The sequence below is a fragment of the Paraburkholderia sp. BR14374 genome, from assembly GCF_040948685.1.
In the GTDB taxonomy this organism is placed as follows: Bacteria; Pseudomonadota; Gammaproteobacteria; order Burkholderiales; family Burkholderiaceae; genus Paraburkholderia; species Paraburkholderia youngii.
Genome location: NZ_JBFPKF010000017.1, coordinates 1 through 18,942, shown reverse-complemented (window position 1 = coordinate 18,942; position 18,942 = coordinate 1). Strand labels below are relative to the sequence as shown.

Here is an 18,942-nt window from a genome sequence, read left to right as displayed (position 1 = left end):
CGGCCGGAACGTAACGAACGCGCAGGTGCGCGAATGACCCCCCAGGACTCCAGCATGAAAAAGACTTTCCGCATCGCCGCCGCCGCCCTCGCGATCGCTGCCGTCACGCTCGGCTGCTCGGCGCAGGCCGACCAGACCACCGACAAGCTCAAAGCCACCCTGCAAAACCGTCTGTCCGACGTGACGATCAAGGGCGTGTCGAAGACGCCGATCGCGGGCCTGTACGAAGTGAACCTCGGCACGCAGATCATTTACAGTGATGCGAGCGGCGACTACCTGATGCTCGGCGACATGGTGGACTCGAAGACGCGCAAGAATCTGACCGAGGCACGCCTGTCGGAAACCAACCGCATCGACTTCGCGACCCTGCCGTTCGGCGACGCGGTGAAGGTCGTGCGCGGCAACGGCGCGCGCAAGATCGCGGTGTTCTCCGATCCGAACTGCCCGTACTGCAAGCAGCTCGAAAAAACGCTGCAGTCGATCGATAACGTGACGGTCTACACCTTCCTGTACCCGGTGCTGTCGCCGGATTCGACGGCCAAGTCGAAGTCGATCTGGTGCTCGGCCGATCGCGCGAAGGCGTGGGAATCGTGGATGCAGGACCGTCAGGCGCCGACCGCCGCCGCCACCTGCGACACCGCCGCGATCGACAAGAACCTCGCGCTCGGCCGTTCGATGAACGTCGAGGGCACGCCGACGGTGTTCCTCGCCGACGGCCGCCGCCTGCCCGGCGCGGTGCCGGCCGACCGGCTCGACAAGGAACTGTCGGCGGTGCACTGAGCCGCGCGCTGCACGCAGCGCTCCGCACGCCTCAGGCGCGCAACAGATGCAACGTTCAAACGAAAGGAGGCGCACGCAGCGCCTCCTTTCGCATCGAGCCCCGAACTTCTTCGCCTCACTCTCCTGACACTCCCAAACGCCGCCGATGAAGCCGATACGCTACACCATCGTTCCGAGTAACCCCGCCGCCCACCTGTTCGAAGTCACCGTGACCGTCGCCGATCCCGATCCGGCCGGCCAGCGTTTCATGCTGCCGGTGTGGATTCCGGGCAGCTACATGGTGCGCGAGTTCGCGCGCAACATCGTGACGCTGCGCGCGGTCAACGACGCGGGCCGCAAGGTGCGCGTCGAGAAGGTCGATAAGCACACGTGGCAGGCCGCGCCGGTCAAGGGAGCGTTGACGCTGCGCTACGAGGTGTACGCATGGGACATGTCGGTGCGCGCCGCGCATCTGGACGACACCATCGGCTTTTTCAACGGCACGAGCGTGTTCCTGTCGCCGCTCGGCCATGAAGAGGCACAGTGCGTGGTCGATATCCAGAAGCCGCAGGGCGCCGCGTATCGCGACTGGCGCGTCGCGACCGCGCTGCCGGAAGCGCGCGGCACCCGGCGCTACGGCTTCGGCGAGTACCGCGCGCAGAACTACGACGAGCTGGTCGACCATCCGGTGACGCTCGGCGAGTTCGCGCTCGCGACGTTCAAATCCCACGGCGTACCGCACGACGTCGTGATCGGCGGCCGTGTGATCGGGCTCGACATGGAGCGGTTGTGCCGCGACCTGAAGCGCATCTGCGAGGCGCAGATCGCACTGTTCGAACCGAAATCGAAGAAGGCGCCGGTCGAGCGCTACGTGTTCATGACGCAGGCCGTCACCGACGGTTACGGCGGTCTCGAGCATCGCGCATCGACCGCGCTGATCTGCAATCGCACCGATCTGCCGGTGCAGGGCCGCGATGCGATGAGCGAGGGCTACCGGACCTATCTCGGTCTGTGCAGCCACGAGTATTTCCACACGTGGAACGTGAAGCGGATCAAGCCTGCCGTGTTCGCGCCGTATGACCTCGGCGTCGAAAACTACACGTCGCTGCTGTGGCTGTTCGAGGGCTTCACGTCGTATTACGACGACCTGATTCTCGTGCGCAGCGGCGTGATCTCGCAGGACGACTATTTCGGCCTGCTCGGCAAGGTGATCGGCGGCGTGCAGCGCGGCAGCGGGCGCCTGAAGCAGAGCGTCGCCGAAAGCTCGTTCGACGCATGGGTCAAGTACTACCGGCAAGACGAGAACGCGCCGAACGCGATCGTCAGCTATTACACGAAGGGCTCGCTGATCGCGCTCGCGTTCGATCTGACGATCCGCGCGCAAACCGGCAATCAGAAATCGCTCGACGACGTGATGCGTCTGCTGTGGAAGCGCTTTGGCCGTGATTTTTATCGCGGCAAGCCGGTCGGCGTCGACGAAAGCGAGATCGAGGCGATTTTTGCGGAAGCGAGCGGCGCGGAACTCGCCGAACTGTTCGCCGAGGGCGTGCGCGGCACGCGCGATCTGCCGCTCGACGCGTTGCTCGCGCCGTTCGGCGTGACGCTCGCGCCGGACGTCGACAAGAACGGCAAGCCGTCGCTCGGCGTGCGGCTGCGCGGCGGCGCGGACTGCGCGCTCGCGACGGTGCACGAGGGCAGTGCCGCGCAGAAAGCGGGCCTTTCCGCTGGCGACGTGCTGATCGCGCTCGATGGCCTGCGCGTGACCGGCGGGAATATCGATGCGCTGCTGGCGCGCTACCAGCCGGGCGCGAAAGTCGAGGTGCACGCGTTCCGCCGCGATGAGCTGCGGGTCACGCAGGTGAAGCTCGACGGTCCCGAAGTGGCGCGCTACAAGCTCACGGTCAGCGATCACCGTCCCGCCGCGCGCAAAGCCCTCGAGCGCTGGCTGACGAAGTGAACGGCGTGGCGGTGGGCCGCACCGGGCGGTCCACCGATCGTCGCCAGTCCCGTCATTAGTCGGCGGAGGAGGGCAGTGGATTGTTCTATCCATGCAACAATCCGTCGCCGGCGGACGGCTTTTTCGCCGCTCGGTAAAAAAACACAATGGCTCCACTCGCGCAACACTGCGCGCCCCTACTGGAGTCAACCATGACCACGATCCTGCAAATCAACTCGGCAGCCCGTTCGCAAGGCGCGAACTCGACACTTCTCGTCAACGAACTGACCGAAAAGCTGCAACAGTCGCATCCGGGCGCGCAAGTCGTCGTCCGTAACCTGCAAGCCGAACCGCTGCCGCACCTCGACGACGCCGTGCTCGGCGCGTTTTTCACGCCGGCCGAGCAGCGCACGCCGGAACAGGCCGAGATCGCCACGCGCAGCGAAGCGCTGATCGCCGAACTGCAAGCCGCCGACATCATCGTGATCGGCGCGCCGATGTACAACTTTGGCATCTCGTCGCAACTGAAGACGTACTTCGACTTCATCGCGCGTGCGGGCATCACGTTCCGCTACACCGTGAACGGCCCGGAAGGCCTCGTGACGGGCAAGAAGGTCTACGTCGTGTCGGCGCGCGGCGGCAAGTATCTGGGCACGGCGAACGATAGCCAGACGCCGTATCTGAAGAGCTTCCTCGGCTTCCTCGGCATGACCGACGTGAACTTCATCTACGCCGAAGGCCTGAACATGGGCCCGGACGCCGCGACCGCCGCGCTGAGCTCGGCACGCGAAGCGATCGCCGCGGTTTAAGCGGCTTCGCCGTGCCGCATTGCGCCGCTTCGATGCGGCGCAAGCGGTGAAATAAAAAACGCCACGGATGGGTTCACCCTCCGTGGCGTTTTCGCTTGGTATCGACATCTTCCGACGGCGACGCCTTCACGCAAGCATTTGCGCGTCGTCCGGCAGACGCCAGTCGATCGGCTCGCGGCCGTGCTGCATTAGATATTCGTTCGCCTTCGCGAAATGACCGCAACCGAGAAAGCCGCGATGCGCGGACAACGGCGACGGATGCGGCGCCTCCAACACATAGTGCGATTTGCCGCCAAGCAGCGCGCGCTTGGCCTGCGCATGCGCGCCCCACAGCATGAACACGAGGTTCTGATGCCGCGTCGCCAGTTCGTGGATCAGCGTGTCCGTGCATTTTTCCCAGCCGCGTTTCGCGTGGCTCGCGGCGCTGTCGCGCTCGACGGTCAGCACCGTGTTCAGCAGCAACACGCCCTGTCTGGCCCAGCTGTCGAGGCACCCGTGCTGCGGCGTTGCGTGACCCAGACTCGCGCCGATTTCCTTGAAGATGTTGCGCAACGACGGCGGCGGCCGCACGTGCGGCGCGACCGAAAATGCGAGACCGTGCGCCTGCGGTGTGCCGCGGTCTTCGCCGTGGTACGGGTCCTGGCCGAGGATCACGACTTTCACTTCGTCGGGACTCGTCAGGCGCAGCGCGCGGAACACGTCGGCCGGATAGATGGTTTTGCCGGCGGCACGCTCGCCGTCGACGAAGCGGCACAGCGGCGCGTAGGTGTCGCTGTCGATGAAGGGTTTCAAATGCGCACGCCAAGCCGCCGGCAGCGCGGCGAATTGGGCTTCGAGCGTGGGCGGGGCGGCGGAGGTAGTGTCGGCCGAGGCTGCGGCGGGAGCTGGCGCGGCATCGTCGAACAACGACGCCTGCGGCGAACTGGAGCGGGTACGGGTAGCGGAGGTCATGGCGGGGAAGTGTCGCAGCAAACGCTGGCTAGCTCAAGTTGCGGCGAGCGAGCGCATGAGGTGCCGCGGGTTTCGGCAACCCACCCCCATCCCGCGCTTACCCCGCGCGCAACCGATAGCCGCGCTGCGCCTTGCTGATGTCATCCGGTGCGAGGCCGGCAATCCGTTTGCCGAGTTCGGCGGCGAGCGTGTGAAGCGCCGCTTCGTCGCCCGACTTCAGTTCGAGTTCGATCTCCGAGATCGGCGCGCGGCGCGCTTGATCGTCGAGTTCGGCGAGCACGTCGCCCTGATCGATCGCTGCCTCGATCTGAGCGCCGTCGGTGTCGAGCAGCCAGAGCGTGCGGGTGAAATTGGTGTGGAACAGCTCGATCAGCGCAGGCGCGGCCTGTTTCAGAGCGTCCGCGGCGGCGGGTTCGTCGCAGGCGCGCAGCAGCGAATCGATTTCGAGCTTCGCGCCGGCGACCGGCATTTCCCATTCGTGCCGGCTATGCAAGCCGTTGGTCGCCGTGCCGACCGTCTTGAAGGTCTGCAGCCAGCCGTCCGGCGTCTGACGCAGACGCAGCGCGCTCTTCGATGACGCCAGCGTCAACTGCGGCGTGTCGAAGTAAATGTTCACGAGCTTGATCGCGCGTCCTTTCCCGCCGGCGCGCGCGGCGAACCACTCTGTCGCCGCCTGCACCTGCGAAGCCGGCAGTGCCAGCTTGATTTCGCGTTCCATGCTCATGGTACGTGTCCTTGCTTATGCGAGCGCCGTGCTCAGAAAAACATCCGCGCAAGCTCCACGCCCGGCTCGTCCGCGCGCATGAAAGCCTCGCCGACGAGGAACGTATGCACGTTGCGCGCGCGCATGCGCTCGACGTCGTCGCGCGACAGGATGCCCGATTCGGTCACGACGATGCGGTCGTCGGGAATCGCTTCGAGCATGGCGAGCGTCGTGTCGAGCGAGGTCTCGAAGGTGCGCAGATTGCGGTTGTTGATGCCGATCAGCGGCGTCTTCAGCGTCAGCGCTTCCTTGAGTTCATCGCTGTCGTGCACTTCGACGAGCACCGCGAGACCGAGCGAATGCGCGAGCGCTTCGAGGTCCTGCATCTCGGCGGTTTCGAGCGCGGCGGCGATCAGCAGGATCGCGTCGGCGCCCATCGCGCGCGCTTCGACGACCTGATACGGATCGACGATGAAGTCCTTGCGGATCACCGGCAACTGGCACGCGGCGCGCGCTTGCTGCAGATAGGCAACGCTGCCCTGGAAGAACTGCACGTCGGTCAGCACGGACAGACACGCCGCGCCGTGCTTTTCATACGAACGTGCGATGTCGGCCGGCACGAAGTGCTCGCGCAGCACGCCTTTCGACGGGCTTGCCTTCTTCACTTCGGAGATCACCGCGGCGAGACCGGCCGCGTGCTTCGCGCGGATTGCGCCGACGAAGTCGCGCAGATCGCGCGACGACGCTTCGAGCCGCAATGCTTCGAGAGGCACGCTCTGCTCGGCCGCCCGGATTTCTTCGCGTTTGACCGCGATGATGCGGTCGAGAATGTCGCTCATAAATGTCTCGCTACGTGATTACTGCTTGAATTGCTGGGTGAAGCGCACCAGTTCGTCGACCTTCGCGCGCGCCTTGCCGCTCGCGATCGCTTCGCGCGCCAGCACGATGCCGTCCGCGATCGTGGCCGCGACGTTCGCCGAATAGAGCGCGGTGCCGGCGTTCAGCGTGACGATCTCGCGCGCGACGCCGGGCTTGTTGTCGAGCGCGTCGAGCAACATGGCCTTCGACTCGTTCGCGTCGGCCACCTTCAGCGTGCGATTCGACACCATCTGCATGCCGAAGTCCTCCGGATGGATTTCGTACTCGCGGATTTCGCCGTCGCGCAACTCGCCGACCAGCGTGGCGCCGCCGAGCGACACTTCGTCCATGCCGTCCATCCCGTACACGACGAGCACGTGCCTGGCGCCGAGGCGCTGCATCACGCGTACCTGAATGCCGACGAGGTCGGGGTGGAACACGCCCATCAGCTGATTCGGCGCGCCGGCTGGATTGGTGAGCGGCCCGAGGATGTTGAAGATCGTGCGGATGCCGAGCTCGCGGCGTACCGGCGCGACGTTTTTCATCGCCGGATGATGGTTCGGCGCGAACATGAAGCCCATGCCCGTTTCCGCGATCGATTCGGCGACCTGCTCCGGCTGCAGATCGATATTGACGCCGAGCGCCTCGAGCACGTCCGCGCTGCCCGACTTGCTCGAGACGCCGCGATTGCCGTGCTTCGCGACCTTCGCGCCGGCCGCGGCCGATACGAACATCGTCGCCGTGGAAATGTTGAACGTGTGCGCGCCGTCGCCGCCGGTGCCGACGATGTCGACGAAGTTCGAGTTGTCCTGCACGTCGACGTGCCGGGCAAATTCACGCATCACCGTGGCGGCCGCGGTGATTTCGCCGATGGTCTCTTTTTTGACGCGCAGGCCGGTGATGATCGCCGCCGACATCACCGGTGACAGCTCACCGCGCATGATCAGGCGCATCAGGTGCAGCATTTCGTCGTGGAAAATCTCGCGGTGCTCGATGGTCCGCTGCAGGGCTTCCTGGGGCGTAATGGACATGGTCTCGTCTCTCTTCTGGTCAGGCATTGCGGAAAGCCGGATGATGCGCAGCCTTGCCGCCGACGGCCAGCTTCGACTGCTTGACGAAGTTTTCGAGCAGCGCGTGGCCGTGTTCGGAGAGGATCGATTCCGGGTGGAACTGCACGCCTTCGACGGCGAGTTCCTTGTGGCGCACGCCCATGATTTCGCCGTCTTCGGTCCATGCCGATACTTCGAGGCAGTCGGGCAGCGATTCGCGTTCGATCGCGAGCGAGTGATAGCGCGTCACCGTGAAATGCTTCGGCAGGTCCGCGAACACGCCCTTGCAGTCGGTTTCGATCGTACTGACCTTGCCGTGCATGATGGTTTGCGCGCGCACGACGCGGCCGCCGAACGCTTCGCCGATCGCCTGGTGGCCGAGGCACACGCCGAGAATCGGCGTCTTGCCGGAGAATTCGCGCAGCACGTCGAGCGTGATGCCCGCGTGTTGCGGATTGCTCGGACCCGGCGACAGGCAGATGCGCTCGGGGTTCAGCCTGGCGATTTCATCGAGTGTGATTTCGTCGTTGCGGTAGGTGCGCACGTCTTCGCCGAGTTCGCCGAAGTACTGCACCAGGTTGTAGGTGAACGAGTCGTAGTTGTCGATCATGAGCAGCATGGTGTGTCTCCGGTCAGAAGTCGCTATCGAGGCCGTCCTGGACCTGCTCGGCAGCGCGCAGCACCGCGCGCGCCTTGTTCTCGGTCTCTTGCCATTCGGATTCCGGCACTGAATCGGCGACCACGCCCGCGGCCGCCTGCACATACAGATTGCCGTTCGCGATCACGCCGGTGCGGATCGTGATGGCCAGATCCATCTCGCCGGTGAACGACAGATAACCGACCGCCCCGCCGTAGAGGCCGCGCTTGATGGGTTCGAGCTCGTCGATCAGCTCCATCGCGCGGACCTTCGGCGCGCCCGACAGCGTGCCGGCCGGGAAGGTGGCGCGCAGCACGTCGAAATTGGTCATGTCGTTCTTGAGCTTGCCTTCGACCGAGCTGACGATGTGCTGCACGTGCGAGTATTTTTCGATCACCATCTTGTCGGTCACGACGACCGAGCCGATCTGCGCGATGCGGCCGACGTCGTTGCGCGCGAGGTCGATCAGCATCACGTGTTCGGCGATTTCCTTCGGGTCGTTCAGCAGTTCGGTCGCGAGCGCGGCGTCGCGCTCGGGCGTGTTGCCGCGCGGACGCGTGCCAGCGAGCGGGCGGATCGTGACGATACGGTCCTCGCCGCGCTTTTCCTGGCGCACCAGGATTTCCGGCGACGCGCCGACCACGTGGAAGTCGCCGAAGTTGTAGTAATACATATACGGCGACGGATTCAGCGAGCGCAGCGCGCGATACAGCGACAGTGGATTGTCGCGGTACGGCTTGGTCAGGCGCTGGCCGACCTGCACCTGCATCAGTTCGCCGGCGGCGATGTATTCCTTGGCCTTGCGCACGGCGGCCAGGTAATCGTCTTTCGCGAACTCGCGGTAGATCTCGGTGCGCACACTAGCCGACACGACGGGCGGCTCGACGGTGACGCGCAGCCGCTGGCGCAGTTCGCGCAGACGGTGCTTCGCTTTCGTATAGGCCTCGGCCTGGGTCGGGTCCGCGTAGACGACCAGATAGAGCTTGCCGGCGAGGTTGTCGATGACGGCGACTTCCTCGGTCAGCAGCAACTGAATGTCGGGCAGGTTCAGATCGTCTTTCGGCGCGCTGTGCGCGAGCTTCTTCTCGATGTAGCGCACCGCGTCATAGCCGAAGTAGCCGGCGAGACCGCCCGTGAAGCGCGGCAGCCCCGGGCGTTGCGCGACCTTGAAGCGTGCCTGGAACTGCTGGATGAAGGCGAGCGGATCGCCGTCGTGCGTTTCGACGACCTTGCCGTCGCGCACCACTTCCGACACGCCGTTGCGCGTGCGCACGAGAGTGCGCGCCGGCAGCCCGATGAACGAATAACGCCCGAAGCGTTCGCCGCCGACCACCGATTCCAGCAGGAACGAGTTTGCGCCGTTGCGCTCGGTCTGCGCGAGCTTCAGGTAAAGCGACAGCGGCGTTTCGAGGTCGGCGAGCGCTTCGGCGATCAGCGGAATGCGGTTGAAACCCTCGTTGGCGAGGGACTGGAATTCGAGTTCGGTCATGTTCCGATCCTGTACGGTGGTCCGGCGGCAGCAAGCGTCGGGCAAAGCGGGGCGAAGCGCCTCCGGTCAGGGCATGGGTCGACATTCTCGACACGATAATACCGACCGGCGCGGGTCTTCCATCGGCGCGTGCGAGCGGTGCGGGTGAGCAACGGTACCTTGCGGGTACGCGCAGGCTCAATCAGCCGAAGCAGCAGCGCAAATATAAGACGATGGAAGAAGCGCGTAAGCGCAGCGAAGTAAAAAACGGTTGCCGAAGACGAGCTTCAGCGTACCTCAGGCGAGGTTAGCGCGACCAGCGACGCCAGGGCCAGGCTCCCCGGTCGATGCTAATCAGACTCCGTTTTTTATTCAGAAACATGAGGATGAAGGACTGTTAAGTCGTGGATTGATGCGCTGCGATCGCCCTGGCGGCGTCGAGCAGCGAGGCAACTATACCATCGGATTTTATTGTTTGTATAGCTTGGCCGTGGTTGTAGCCGTAGGGCACGGTCAGCGTCGCCATACCGGCCGCGCGGCCCGCCAGCGCGTCGTTTTCCGAGTCGCCGATTGCGACCGTGGCGCTCGGTTCGACGCCGAGTTGAGCGGCGGCGGTCAGCATCGGCAGCGGGTCCGGTTTCTTTTTCGCGAGACTGTCGCCGCCGAGCACGACGCTGAAATACTGCGCGAGTCCGTATTGCTGCAGCAATTCGAGCGCGAAGCGGTGCGGCTTGTTGGTCACGCAGGCGAGCTTCAGGCCCGCGTCGCGCAGCGCGCGCAGACCGGCTTCGACGTCTGGATAAAGCCGCGTGTGCACGCCGTTGATCTTCGCGTACTCGGCCTGATAGATCGCGAGCGCTTCGTCGAAGCGCTCTTGCGCGTGTTCGGTTTCGAAGCGCGGGGCGAGCACGCTGCGGATCAGATGCTCCGAACCCTTGCCGACATAGCCGACCACTTCCTCGCGCGTCGTTTCCTCCGCGTCTAGCTGAGAGAGCATGCCGTTCAGACCGGCGGTAAAGTCGTCGGCGGTGTCGATCATCGTGCCGTCGAGGTCGATGATCGCGGCTTCGAGGCGCGGGCCGGCAAAGGACGGGACGGGGTACGGAGCAGTCATCGTCGGGTCAGCGCTGGACGGTGGCGAGGGCGGCGCGCATCTTGTCGATCACGACCTTGTGATCAGGCTGGCCGAAGATCGCCGAGCCGGCCACGAACGTGTCCGCGCCGGCCGCTGCGATTTGCGCGATGTTGTCGACCTTCACGCCGCCGTCCACTTCGAGATGGATCTCGCGGCCGGTGCGCTCGCTGTACGCGTCGATGCGCTTGCGCGCTTCGCGCAGCTTGTTGAGCGCCTCGGGGATGAACGACTGCCCGCCAAAGCCCGGGTTCACCGACATGATCAGCACGAGGTCGACCTTGTCCATCACATGATCGAGATAGTTCAGCGACGTCGCCGGATTGAACACGAGGCCGGCCTTGCAGCCGTGATCGCGGATCAGCGATAGCGTGCGGTCGATGTGATCCGACGCTTCCGGGTGAAAACTGATCAGGTTCGCGCCGGCTTTCGCGAAGTCCGGCACGATGCGGTCGACCGGGCGCACCATCAGGTGCACGTCGATCGGCACGTCGACGTGCGGTCGGATCGCTTCGCAAACGAGCGGGCCGATGGTCAGGTTCGGCACGTAGTGGTTGTCCATCACGTCGAAGTGGATCCAGTCGGCGCCGGCAGCGACGACGTTGCGGACCTCTTCACCCAGACGGGCGAAATCGGCGGAGAGAATGCTGGGGGCGATGCGAAATTGCGTCATGACGGGGGGCGAATGCAAGCGGGAAAGCGCCATTTTACCGTTTTTGCGCGTGCGGACCGGCGCGCTGGCCGCGGTTGGCGTGGCGGAATCGCGCGATGAAACGTCGCAATGTGCCGTCGCAAGAACGGCATCGAGAGGCGCCGCGGCCAGCAGCCGTGTCCCAACGTCTTAGACACTCCTGGTCGGAAGGCGCGTCTGGTTGCGGCCATGCCGCGCATCAAGCAGAATGCCACTCCATGAGCGCCGCATCGCCGCTGCACCGGCAGACCATTGGCGTTCGGGGGCCTCCCACGATTTTTCACAGCCCGTTTGATCAGATCGGAATCAGGATGAGCCAGTACGAATTCAGCGTGTCGGCGCAGGTGCAATACCTGCCCGAAGAATCGGACCCGGAGCGTCGCCAGTACGCCTTTGCCTACACGCTGACCATCCGTAACACCGGCCAGGTGCCTGCACAGTTGATCGCGCGTCACTGGATCATCACCGACAGCGAAAACACCGTGCAGGAAGTCAAAGGCCTGGGCGTGGTCGGTCATCAGCCGCTGCTCAAACCGGGCGAGCACTTCGAATACACGAGTTGGGCAGTGATCGCGACGCCGGTCGGCACGATGCGCGGCGATTATTTCTGCGTGGCGGAGGATGGCGAGCGCTTCGAGGCGCCGGTGCCGGAGTTCGTATTGCGCATGCCGCGAACGTTGCATTGAACCGGCGCGGCCCTGCGCGGTCATTAATGAGTTCGTGTGGGCGCGCGAAGCAGCGGGCAGTTGAGTGGCAGGTTGGATGAGCGCTCGGGCGAGCACTCGATGCACGAGGGGTTGCGCGGTTCTGCGTGCAGCCCGCAGGTCAAGGTCAATGCGGCTTTTGCTGTTGGGACCGTTCCGCCGAGCTGGCACGTCGCGCTTTTTTCTTGCCGGACGACGTCCACACAACGATAAAGACGAGCAGGAATAGCGCGACCAGCGATTCCAGCGCAAAGATGAGCATCGGGTATTCGTCGAACAGATCAGACATGGCGGTTTCCATCAAGAACGAACATTGTATGTGTTTTGTCCGCAGGGCCGGCGCGTGGCTCGGAGCGTTGTCGGTTGCAGTGTTGCTTGCCTCCTGCGGTGGCGGCGGCGCGATCCGGCCTTCACCGCCGAGCGGTGCGGCGATCATCCCCGGCCAGATCGCGTCGGCGCGCCTGACCGCGGTTGCATGGCAACAGGTGCCGGGCTGGCAGGACGACTCGCTGATCGGCGCGACCGCCGCATTGCGGCAAAACTGCACGAGGCTCGCGCGTCAGCCGAACTGGTCGCGTGCGTGCGCGGCGGCCGCGCAAATCGACGATCTCGACGTCACCAGCGCGCGCGCCTTCTTCGAAGCCTACTTCACGCCGTTCCAACTCGCGAATAGCGACGGCACGCTCGACGGTCTGGTCACCGGTTACTACGAGCCCCTGCTGCGGGGCTCGCGCACGCGGCACGGCGTGTATCAGACCGCGCTGTACCGCTGGCCCGCCGGCTATCGCGCGGGGGCGCCGTTGCCGGCGCGCGCCCAGCTCGAACGCTCGGGCGCGCTCAGCGGCAACGAACTCGTGTGGGTCGACGATCCGATCGAAGCGTTCTTTCTGCAGGTGCAAGGCTCCGGGCGCATTGTGATGGAAGACGGCAGTGTGATGCGCGTCGGCTTTGGCGGGACCAACAATCAGCCGTACAAGTCGATCGGGCGCTGGCTCCTCGATCATGGCGAGATCACGCCGGCGCAGGCGACGATGCAGGGCATCAAGGCATGGGCCCGCGCGAATCCGACGCGCGTCGATGGCCTGCTCGACACCAATCCGCGCTTCGTGTTTTTCCGCGAGATGCCGTCGGCCGAAAGTGTGCCGAGCGGCGGCGCGGACGGTCCGATCGGTGCGCTCGGCGTGCCGTTGACGCCGGAGCGCTCGATTGCGGTCGATCCGAGCGCGATTCCGCTCGGCACGCCGGTTTTCCTGCAGACCACGCGGCCGCTGACGAATTCGCCAATGAACCGTCTCGTGTTCGCGCAGGATACTGGTACCGCGATCAAAGGCGGCGTGCGCGCCGACTACTTCTGGGGCCTCGGCGACGATGCCGGCGATCTGGCTGGCAAGATGAAGCAGGGCGGCAGGATGTGGTTGCTGCTGCCGAATTCGTGAGGCGGGGGGCGGAGCCGGAAGCGTGAGTGCTGTTTGAGTAGCAGCAGTTTTCGCAAGGCGGGTTTGAGGCTACCGCGAAGCCTTAAATAGATGTCGTTGAAATCGGCGTCACGTGTGGATCAGAATCCGTGCGTGACGCCGTTTTTCGTTGGGTTCGTACGCTGCGCGTCGTTGCCCGTTGCATCTTGCCCGACTTAGAGGCCCGACTTGCGCTTGTCTATCACGCGCCGCGCCTTGCCCACCGAGCGCTCGATTCCATTCACCGGCAGCACATTCACCACCGCGCTCACGCCAATCAGCGCCTTGATGTCGTAAGCCAGCGCGTTTTTTGCGGCGGTTAGCGCGGCGGTATCCGGCGCGCTTTCGGGGCACGGTTCGACGTTCAGCGTCAACACATCGAGCGGCCCTTCCTTCGTCAGCACGATCTGATAGTGCGGCGCCAGCGCGCGCTGCTTGAGCAATAGTTCTTCGATCTGGGTCGGGAACACGTTGACACCGCGCACGATCATCATGTCGTCCGAGCGGCCCGTGATCTTTTCCATACGCCGCATCGTGCGGGCGGTGCCCGGCAGCAGGCGCGTGAGATCGCGCGTGCGGTAGCGGACGATCGGCAGCGCTTCTTTCGTCAGCGACGTGAACACGAGTTCGCCGAGTTCGCCATCGGGCAGCACCTCGCCCGTTTCGGGGTCGATGATCTCGGGATAGAAATGGTCCTCCCAGATCGTCGGACCGTCTTTGGTTTCGACGCACTCCGAGGCGACGCCCGGGCCCATCACTTCGGAAAGACCGTAGATGTCGACCGCGTCGATGCCCATACGTTTTTCGATCGCCTCGCGCATGTCGTTGGTCCACGGCTCAGCACCGAAGATGCCGATGCGCAATGAGCAGCTGGCCGGGTCGATACCCTGGCGTTCGAATTCGTCGGCGATCGACAGCATGTAGCTCGGCGTCACCATGATGATGTCCGGCCGGAAATCCTGGATCAGCTGCACCTGCTTTTCGGTCTGGCCACCGCCGAACGGAATCACGGTGAGCCCCGCGCGCTCGGCGCCGTAATGCGCGCCGAGGCCGCCCGTGAAGAGGCCGTAGCCGTAGCTCACGTGCACCTTGTCGCCGCGCTTCGCGCCGGCGGCGCGTACCGAACGGGCGACGAGATTCGCCCACGTGTCGATGTCGCGCGCCGTATAGCCGACGACAGTCGGCTTGCCGGTCGTTCCAGACGACGCATGGATTCGCGAAATCTGCTCTTGGGGCACGGCGAACATTCCGAACGGGTAGTTGTCGCGCAAATCCTTTTTCGTCGTGAACGGAAACCGAGCGATGTCCGCAAGCGACCTAACGTCGCCCGGATGAACGCCGGCTTCGTCGAACTTGCGCCGATACACCGACGAATTTTCATACGCATGGGTGAGCGACCATTTGAGCCGTTCAAGTTGGAGCGCGGCGAGCTCGTCGCGGCTGGCGGTCTCGATCGGATCGAGCGGAAGAGCGGTGCTCATCGAATGTCTCCTTGCTGCCTCAGTATCTGGGTCTGATATGTGACGCATTGGCGCCAGAGCGCCACGCGGACAATTGCCCGCGTGGGCGGTTCTGGCTGGCCGCCGCCAATCGTTAGTCGCCGGTGGGAATCAGGTTACCCTTGATTTGCGCCGACTTGCCGCGAAACATTGCGACGGTCTCGCCGGCGCGATTCGTCACGCGAATATCGTAGATTCCAGTGCGCCCGCTTAATGTCTGTTCGACCGCTTCGGCGCTCAGCACGTCGCCGCCGTGGACCGGCCGCAAATACTCTATCGAGCATCCGGCCGCGACAGTATTGATGTTGTAGGTGTTACAGGCGAACGCGAAGGTCGAATCGGCGAGTGTGAAGATCAAGCCGCCGTGGCAGATCTGATGGCCGTTGAGGAAGTCGTCGCGCACCGCCATTCGCAGCCGCGCATAGCCGGGGCGTACTTCGAGAATCTCGATCCCGAGCGCGCGACTGCAGGCGTCGCTTTCGTACATTGCGGCGGCTGTCGCGCGGGCGAGTTCGTCTGCCGTCATCTGGTCGGGTCGGGTGGTTTGTGTGGACATCTCAACGTCCCTCGAAGCGCGGCGCGCGTTTTTCGATAAATGCCTGCACGCCTTCCGCGTAATCGTGCGAGGCGCCTAATTCGCGCTGCAGATCGCGCTCGAGATCGAGTTGCTGGTCGAGCGTTTGCGTCGTGCCGGCACGCATCGCCTGCTTGATCGCGGCGATCGCGCGCGTCGGTTGCTGGGCGAGCTGGGCCGCGAGTTTTGCCGCTGCCGGCGCCAGTTCGGCGTCGTCGAGCACTTGCCAGATCAAGCCCCAGCTTTCGGCTTTTTCGGCGCTGAGCTTGTCGCCGGTGATTGCGAGGCCGAGCGCGCGGGCCATGCCAACGCGCTTCGGCAAGAACCACGTGCCGCCCGAATCCGGCACGAGGCCGATCTTCACGAATGCCTGGATGAAACTCGCGGAGCGAGCCGCGAGCACCAGGTCGCACGCGAACGCCAGATTGGCGCCCGCGCCGGCGGCCGTGCCGTTGACCGCCGCGATCACCGGAAACGGCAGCGCCTGCAGACGGCGGATCAGCGGATTGAAGAATTCATCGATCACGGCGCCGAGGTCGGTCATCGCGCCGGGCGTGAAATCGAGGTCGGCGAGATCCTGGCCGGCGCAGAAGCCGCGCCCGGCGCCAGTGAACACGAGCGCACGGGCGCCGGAGTTTTCGACCTGGTCCAGCGCCGCGCCGAGTTCCTGATGCATCGCGCGCGTGAAGCTGTTGAGCTTGTCCGGGCGGTTCAGCGTGATGGTGGCGACGTGACTCGATGAGTCGATGTCCAGCCGGATCGCTTCGTATGACATGGGGTGTCTCCTCAAACTCTCTTTGGACGATGGCACGGTGGCTCGGCCAAGGTCGGCGCGTGATGCCGACCCGATGTCTGATGCTAGTTGGAGCGCACGACCCAGTCCATCCGCCGAACGGCATAGGACGGAGTCGTGCGTAGCGTTGAAGCCGTGTCTTATGCCGTTCAGCCAGCTACCGCCGGCGCCGCTTTCGGTTCAACATGAATACGGCTTTGAACGACACGGAAGCGGTTCGCGACGAAAGCGGCATCGGCCAGCGCGGCATTGGCGGCCGGGTTTGCGCCGGTGCCGTGGAAGTCCGAAAATGCCGCGGACTGGTTGACGAACACACCGCCGGTCAGGTTGATCGACAGCGCGACGCCGCCGCGAATCGACGCTTCGTGCGCCGCTTCGAGCACCGCGTCGTCCGTGCTGTAGACCGCCAGCGTCAGCGCACCGTGTTCGGCGGCAATGTCGCCAGCGAGGTCGAGCGACTGTGCGGTCGAGTCCGTCGCGATGACGAACGAGATCGGCCCGAACCATTCTTTCGTGAACTGGGCGTGATCGGTCGCGGCGTCGAGTTGCAGTACGAGCGGCGTGCGCACGCGAGCGCCCGAAAAGGCCGGATGCTCGAGCGTCTGGCTCGCGACGAGAACGCGGCCAAGTTTGGCGGCTTCGTCGATGCGCTGCACGACACCTTCGTTCTGGATCGCGCCGAGCAGTTCGACTGCGCGGGCCGGATCGGCGACGAGCTTTTGCACCGCACCGGCAAGCGCCTGGGCGACCTCCTCGAAGCTGAGCGTGCCTTCTGCGGTGCGAATGCCGCCGCGCGGGACATAGATGTTTTGCGGCGCGGTGCACATCTGGCCCGAGTACAGCGCCAGCGAGAACGCGATGTTGCGGGCGGCCGCCTTGATGTCGTCGACCGAGTCGATAACGATCTGGTTGACGCCGGCTTTCTCCGTGTAGACCTGCGCCTGGTGCGCGTTGCGCTCGAGCCAGGTGCCATTCTGGGTGCTGCCCGTGAAGTCGATCAGCTTGATCTCAGGGCGCTGTGCCAGTTGCTGGACGAGGGCGCCGTCGTTCGGGTCGGTGGCCAGCAGCGTGACGACGTTCGGATCGAAACCCGCTTCGCGCAACACGTCTCGCGCGATGCGCACGGTCAGCGCGAGCGGAAGGATTGCGCCCGGATGCGGCTTGACGATTACCGTGTTGCCGGTGGCCAGATCGGCGAACAGGCCGGGATAGCCGTTCCACGTCGGGAACGTGCAGCAGCCGAGCACGAGGCCGATGCCGCGCGGCACGACGGTGTAGCGCTTGTGCATCGCGAGCGGAGGGTTTTTGCCTTGCGGCTTTTCCCAATGCGCGTCGGCGGGAATGCGGCGCAGTTGATCCCAGGCATACGCGACCGCTTCGAGCGCGCGATCCTGTGCGTGCGGACCGCCTGCCTGGAAGGCCATCATGAACGCCTGGCCGGTCGTGTGCATCACGCTGTAGCCGAGTTCGAAACTGGCGCGATTCAGACGCGCGAGGATTTCCAGGCTCACGCCGATCCATGTCTGCGGGCCGGCCGCGCGCCACTCGCGTTGCGCCGCCGTGGATGCGGCGATAAGCGCGTTCGGATCGGCTTTCGGGTAACGCACGCCGAGCGGGAAGCCGAACGGCGAGACTTCGGCGCCGACGGTCTCTCCCGTCGACGGTTGGTCCAGGTCGAACGTCTTGTCTAGATGCGCCTTGAACGCGGCTTCACCGTCCGCGTTGGCTGTTTCCCCGTACACTTTCGGACTGGGCATCTCGGCGAACGGGCTCCAGTAGCCGCGCGTTTCGAGCGCGGCGAGCGCTTTGTGCAGCGTGTCTTCGTGCTTGGTGAATAGCGGATGTGTCATGGCAAAGAGGCTCGGCTGTACGTTGGGGGAGGACCTGTCAAATAATTGACCGACCGGTTGGTTGGGGAATGGTAGCATCACTACGAACGATGCGCGAAGCGTTTTCGCGTGCGATTAACCCTTATGGAGGTGGCATGGCTTACGAAAACATTCTGGTCGAAACGCGGGGGCGGGTCGGACTGATTACTCTCAATCGTCCGAAGGCTCTAAATGCACTGAACGACGCGCTGATGGACGAACTGGGCGGTGCGTTGCGCGAATTCGACGGCGACGAGTCGATTGGCGCAATCGTCGTAACGGGCAGCGAGAAGGCGTTCGCGGCCGGCGCGGATATCGGCATGATGGCGTCTTACACCTATATGGATGTCTACAAGGGTGACTACATCACGCGCAACTGGGAAACGGTTCGCTCGATCCGCAAGCCGATCATTGCCGCGGTGGCGGGCTTCGCGCTCGGCGGCGGCTGCGAACTCGCGATGATGTGTGACATCATTTTCGCCGCCGACACGGCGAAGTTCGGTCAGCCGGAAATCAAGCTCGGGATCATGCCAGGCGCCGGCGGCACGCAGCGCTTGCCACGGGCGGTGTCAAAATCAAAGGCGATGGACCTTTGTTTGACCGCCCGTTTCATGGATGCCGCCGAAGCGGAGCGCGCCGGACTGGTTTCGCGCGTGATCCCGGCGGCATCGCTGCTTGACGAAGCGGTTGGCGCGGCTGCCACCATTGCGGAATTCCCGCTGCCGGCGGTGCTGATGGTCAAGGAATCGGTCAATCGAGCCTATGAAACGACGCTGGCGGAGGGTGTGCATTTCGAGCGCCGGCTGTTCCATTCGCTCTTCGCTACCGAAGACCAGAAGGAGGGCATGGCCGCGTTCGTAGAGAAGCGCAAACCGGTTTTCAAGCACCGTTAATACGCTTGTCAAAATATCGCTTGCAAATCGCGATGGTGGCGACTAGAATTCCGCTCTTTCGTGCTCCGGACGCCGGGGCGCGGAGAGGCGGGAAGCCTTTGTTGGCGAGGGCTTCAGCGGCGTGGGCAGGTTAAGCAAGTGATAAAAACCTGTTGACGATCCGG

General features: G+C 64.4%; 19 protein-coding genes. 6 read left to right on the top strand and 13 right to left on the bottom strand.

Features of this window, described 5'->3' with window-relative positions; translation table 11 throughout:
• Positions 1–54: 54 nt before the first annotated feature.
• The 3 genes from AB3X86_RS29040 to AB3X86_RS29030 all read left to right on the top strand — a co-directional run bounded on the left by AB3X86_RS29040 (position 55) and on the right by AB3X86_RS29030 (position 3,504).
• Positions 55–780: a DsbC family protein gene (locus tag AB3X86_RS29040; protein ID WP_176110212.1), complete on the top strand. Its 726-nt coding sequence runs from the start codon at positions 55–57 to the stop codon at positions 778–780.
• Between the two features lie 145 nt (positions 781–925).
• Entirely contained in the window at positions 926–2,716 is a 1,791-nt protein-coding gene (locus AB3X86_RS29035) for a M61 family metallopeptidase (protein ID WP_368598674.1), read from the top strand.
• Between the two features lie 191 nt (positions 2,717–2,907).
• Entirely contained in the window at positions 2,908–3,504 is a 597-nt protein-coding gene (locus AB3X86_RS29030) for an FMN-dependent NADH-azoreductase (RefSeq protein ID WP_368598673.1), read from the top strand.
• A 126-nt stretch (positions 3,505–3,630) separates the two neighbouring features.
• Here AB3X86_RS29030 and AB3X86_RS29025 read toward each other — a convergent pair whose 3' ends face one another.
• The 8 genes from AB3X86_RS29025 to rpe form a co-directional block, all read right to left on the bottom strand.
• Complete coding sequence (locus tag AB3X86_RS29025) at positions 3,631–4,455, bottom strand: uracil-DNA glycosylase (RefSeq protein WP_176381162.1); 825 nt, start codon at positions 4,453–4,455, stop codon at positions 3,631–3,633.
• A gap of 97 nt (positions 4,456–4,552) precedes the next feature.
• Entirely contained in the window at positions 4,553–5,179 is a 627-nt protein-coding gene (locus AB3X86_RS29020; protein ID WP_368598672.1) for a CYTH domain-containing protein, read from the bottom strand.
• 32 nt (positions 5,180–5,211) lie between these two features.
• Positions 5,212–5,997, bottom strand: a complete 786-nt coding sequence (gene trpC, locus AB3X86_RS29015) for an indole-3-glycerol phosphate synthase TrpC (RefSeq protein ID WP_368598671.1) — start codon at positions 5,995–5,997, stop codon at positions 5,212–5,214.
• 18 nt (positions 5,998–6,015) lie between these two features.
• Positions 6,016–7,047 carry an anthranilate phosphoribosyltransferase gene (gene trpD / locus AB3X86_RS29010; protein WP_368598670.1) on the bottom strand — a complete coding sequence of 344 codons (1,032 nt, stop codon included), beginning with the start codon at positions 7,045–7,047 and terminating at the stop codon, positions 6,016–6,018.
• A gap of 19 nt (positions 7,048–7,066) precedes the next feature.
• A complete protein-coding gene (locus AB3X86_RS29005; RefSeq protein WP_368598669.1) occupies positions 7,067–7,684 on the bottom strand; it encodes an aminodeoxychorismate/anthranilate synthase component II in 618 nt (205 codons plus the stop codon).
• Between the two features lie 13 nt (positions 7,685–7,697).
• Positions 7,698–9,191 carry an anthranilate synthase component I gene (gene trpE / locus AB3X86_RS29000; RefSeq protein WP_176367423.1) on the bottom strand — a complete coding sequence of 498 codons (1,494 nt, stop codon included), beginning with the start codon at positions 9,189–9,191 and terminating at the stop codon, positions 7,698–7,700.
• A gap of 376 nt (positions 9,192–9,567) precedes the next feature.
• Positions 9,568–10,284, bottom strand: a complete 717-nt coding sequence (locus AB3X86_RS28995) for a phosphoglycolate phosphatase (RefSeq protein WP_368598668.1) — start codon at positions 10,282–10,284, stop codon at positions 9,568–9,570.
• 7 nt (positions 10,285–10,291) lie between these two features.
• Positions 10,292–10,975 (bottom strand): ribulose-phosphate 3-epimerase, encoded by a 684-nt coding sequence (rpe, locus tag AB3X86_RS28990; RefSeq protein ID WP_176381164.1) that lies wholly within the window; start codon positions 10,973–10,975, stop codon positions 10,292–10,294.
• Between the two features lie 329 nt (positions 10,976–11,304).
• Here rpe and apaG point away from each other — a divergent pair, with 329 nt between their 5' ends.
• Positions 11,305–11,679 carry a Co2+/Mg2+ efflux protein ApaG gene (gene apaG / locus AB3X86_RS28985; RefSeq protein WP_176110233.1) on the top strand — a complete coding sequence of 125 codons (375 nt, stop codon included), beginning with the start codon at positions 11,305–11,307 and terminating at the stop codon, positions 11,677–11,679.
• 145 nt (positions 11,680–11,824) lie between these two features.
• Here the strand turns inward: apaG and AB3X86_RS28980 are convergent, their stop codons facing one another.
• Positions 11,825–11,986 carry a hypothetical protein gene (locus AB3X86_RS28980; RefSeq protein WP_176124326.1) on the bottom strand — a complete coding sequence of 54 codons (162 nt, stop codon included), beginning with the start codon at positions 11,984–11,986 and terminating at the stop codon, positions 11,825–11,827.
• A gap of 28 nt (positions 11,987–12,014) precedes the next feature.
• Between AB3X86_RS28980 and AB3X86_RS28975 the strand changes: the two genes are divergently transcribed.
• Positions 12,015–13,133: a murein transglycosylase A gene (locus tag AB3X86_RS28975; protein WP_368598667.1), complete on the top strand. Its 1,119-nt coding sequence runs from the start codon at positions 12,015–12,017 to the stop codon at positions 13,131–13,133.
• A gap of 194 nt (positions 13,134–13,327) precedes the next feature.
• On the opposite strand, the gene paaK is transcribed toward AB3X86_RS28975, so the two are convergent.
• The 4 genes from paaK to paaN all read right to left on the bottom strand — a co-directional run bounded on the left by paaK (position 13,328) and on the right by paaN (position 17,867).
• Positions 13,328–14,632 carry a phenylacetate--CoA ligase PaaK gene (gene paaK / locus AB3X86_RS28970; RefSeq protein ID WP_368598666.1) on the bottom strand — a complete coding sequence of 435 codons (1,305 nt, stop codon included), beginning with the start codon at positions 14,630–14,632 and terminating at the stop codon, positions 13,328–13,330.
• A gap of 112 nt (positions 14,633–14,744) precedes the next feature.
• Positions 14,745–15,206, bottom strand: a complete 462-nt coding sequence (gene paaI, locus AB3X86_RS28965; protein ID WP_368598665.1) for a hydroxyphenylacetyl-CoA thioesterase PaaI — start codon at positions 15,204–15,206, stop codon at positions 14,745–14,747.
• 1 nt (position 15,207) lies between these two features.
• Positions 15,208–15,999 carry a 2-(1,2-epoxy-1,2-dihydrophenyl)acetyl-CoA isomerase PaaG gene (gene paaG / locus AB3X86_RS28960; RefSeq protein WP_368598664.1) on the bottom strand — a complete coding sequence of 264 codons (792 nt, stop codon included), beginning with the start codon at positions 15,997–15,999 and terminating at the stop codon, positions 15,208–15,210.
• A gap of 167 nt (positions 16,000–16,166) precedes the next feature.
• Entirely contained in the window at positions 16,167–17,867 is a 1,701-nt protein-coding gene (paaN, locus tag AB3X86_RS28955) for a phenylacetic acid degradation protein PaaN (RefSeq protein ID WP_368598663.1), read from the bottom strand.
• A 134-nt stretch (positions 17,868–18,001) separates the two neighbouring features.
• Between paaN and AB3X86_RS28950 the strand changes: the two genes are divergently transcribed.
• Positions 18,002–18,778, top strand: a complete 777-nt coding sequence (locus AB3X86_RS28950) for an enoyl-CoA hydratase (protein WP_368598662.1) — start codon at positions 18,002–18,004, stop codon at positions 18,776–18,778.
• The last annotated feature ends 164 nt before the right edge of the window (positions 18,779–18,942 follow it).